General features: G+C 53.8%; 1 protein-coding gene and 2 rRNA genes (1 of these 3 cut by a window edge). 1 reads left to right on the forward strand and 2 read right to left on the reverse strand.

Annotated elements, in window-relative coordinates; translation table 11 throughout:
• The first annotated feature begins 126 nt into the window (after positions 1-126).
• Positions 127-1002 (forward strand): LysR family transcriptional regulator, encoded by an 876-nt coding sequence (locus B9Z43_RS16065; RefSeq protein ID WP_108326958.1) that lies wholly within the window; start codon positions 127-129, stop codon positions 1000-1002.
• Positions 1003-1303: 301 nt separating this feature from the next.
• Here the strand turns inward: B9Z43_RS16065 and rrf are convergent.
• Both rrf and B9Z43_RS16075 read right to left on the reverse strand, forming a co-directional pair.
• Positions 1304-1416: ribosomal RNA gene (gene rrf / locus B9Z43_RS16070) — 5S ribosomal RNA — on the reverse strand.
• Positions 1417-1576: 160 nt separating this feature from the next.
• Positions 1577-2500: ribosomal RNA gene (locus B9Z43_RS16075) — 23S ribosomal RNA — on the reverse strand (it continues 1953 nt past the right edge of the window).

Below are 2500 nucleotides of genomic sequence, written 5' to 3' on the forward strand. Positions count from 1 at the left end.
GACCTTTATCGATGACTTGTTTGACCGCCTCGGACTTGAACTCGGCGGCATATTTCGTTCGTTGCATTTGCATGGCTCCAATTCAGTTTTGACATCATTATTTGTCTACTAATTTGGGGGAATGCCATGTTTCTGGCTACGGCGGAAACAGGCAGTGTCAGCGCTGCTGCCCGAGCCCTGCATGTCACACAACCCACCGCCTCGATGCAGCTGCGCGAGGTCACCGATTCGGTGGGCATGCCGCTGTACGACATCATTGGGCGCAAGTTGTACCTGACCGACGCTGGGCTAAAACTGGCCGAAACGGCGCGTCAGATCGTGGACGAGTGGGAGCGCTTTGAGCAGCGCGTCCACTCCATGCAAGGCCTCACGCAAGGCCGCTTGCGGGTGGCCGTGGTCAGCACCGCCAAGTACTTTGTGCCGCGCTTGCTGGGGCGCTTTTGCGAAAGCCACCCGCACATCGACCTTTCGCTCGAAGTGCTCAACCGCGATGGTGTGGTGCAACGTCTGCGCGAAAACCGCGATGACCTCTACGTGATGAGCACACCACCCGCCGACATGGAGCTGGAAGACCAGGTGTTTTTGGACAACCCCTTGCTGCTGATCGCGCCCAAGGGACACCCTTTGTCTGAGCGCAAACGGCTGACTGTGAGCGCCCTGCAAGGCGAGCGCTTTTTGTTGCGCGAGCGCGGCTCCGGCACGCGGCTGGCGACCGATCGATTTTTTGAATCACAAGATTTCGAGCCCACATCAAGGCTGGAGCTGGGCAGCAACGAAGCCATCAAGGAAGCCGTGGCCGGGCATTTGGGCGTGGCGGTGATTTCCGGACACGCGCTCAAGAAGAGCGAGCTCACCAAAGACCTGTGTGTGCTGCCGGTCAGCGGCACACCGATCCCCTCCCAATGGCACCTGGTCTATCCCAAGGCACGCCAGATCTCGCCGATCGCGACGGTCTTCAGCAGCCACTTGATGCAGGAAGCACAGCGCTGGACCAGGGGCTGAGCACTCGCTGGCAGCAATACAAGAGATGGAGTGACCTTCGGCCACTTGGCCCTACCAAAGCGATGTAACAGCGTCTGCTAATTTTAGAGAATATCGAAAGCGAAGAGCATGGGTTCTCCATCAGCGCAACATCTCAGCCAACAAAAAAGTGGGAAATATGATTCCAAAGAGGAAATGATTAGCCCGTGAAACTCAAGATAGATACAGTGAGTGTGGCCACGGTCAAACGTGAATACATCTAAAGTGAACCGTAAAAAGCAAAACGCCCCACCGAACGGTGAGGCGTTTTGGGCTGTTAGAAGCCTGACGATGTCCTACTTTCACACGGGAATCCGCACTATCATCGGCGCTAAGTCGTTTCACGGTCCTGTTCGAGATGGGAAGGAGTGGTACCAACTTGCTATGGTCATCAGGCATAACTTGGTGTCGTCTTGACTCTCATCAAGACAACGAATTCATAGAGTTTGGAATCAGATTTTGAGCTTGCGCTCGGCTTTTCAGCCTTTTTTGAATGCGTCAACTTGGCATAACTTCCTTGATCGATGCACACCTTTCGATGTGTGATCAAAGTTATAGGGTCAAGCCGCACGAGCAATTAGTATCAGTTAGCTTAACGCATTACTGCGCTTCCACACCTGACCTATCAACGTCCTGGTCTTGAACGACTCTTTAGGGGGCTCAAGGCCCCGGCAGATCTCATCTTGAAACGAGTTTCCCGCTTAGATGCTTTCAGCGGTTATCTCTTCCACACTTAGCTACTCGGCAATGCCACTGGCGTGACAACCGATACACCAGAGGTGTGTCCACTCCGGTCCTCTCGTACTAGGAGCAGGCTTCCTCAAATCTGCAGCGCCCACGGAAGATAGGGACCAAACTGTCTCACGACGTTTTAAACCCAGCTCACGTACCTCTTTAAATGGCGAACAGCCATACCCTTGGGACCGGCTACAGCCCCAGGATGAGATGAGCCGACATCGAGGTGCCAAACACCGCCGTCGATATGAACTCTTGGGCGGTATCAGCCTGTTATCCCCAGAGTACCTTTTATCCGTTGAGCGATGGCCCTTCCATACAGAACCACCGGATCACTATGTCCTACTTTCGTATCTGCTCGACTTGTCAGTCTCGCAGTTAAGCACGCTTATGCCATTGCACTATTATCACGATGTCCGACCGTAACTAGCGTACCTTCGAACTCCTCCGTTACGCTTTGGGAGGAGACCGCCCCAGTCAAACTGCCTACCATGCACTGTCCCCGATCCAGATAATGGACCTAGGTTAGAACCTCAAACACACCAGGGTGGTATTTCAACGTTGGCTCCACCGAGACTAGCGTCCCGGCTTCAAAGCCTCCCACCTATCCTACACAGATCTGTTCAAAGTCCAATACAAAGCTACAGTAAAGGTTCATGGGGTCTTTCCGTCTTTCCGCGGGGAGATTGCATCATCACAAACATTTCAACTTCGCTGAGTCTCAGGAGGAGACAGTGTGGCCATC

The sequence above is a fragment of the Limnohabitans sp. MMS-10A-192 genome, assembly GCF_003063335.1.
Taxonomy (GTDB): domain Bacteria; phylum Pseudomonadota; class Gammaproteobacteria; order Burkholderiales; family Burkholderiaceae_C; genus Limnohabitans_A.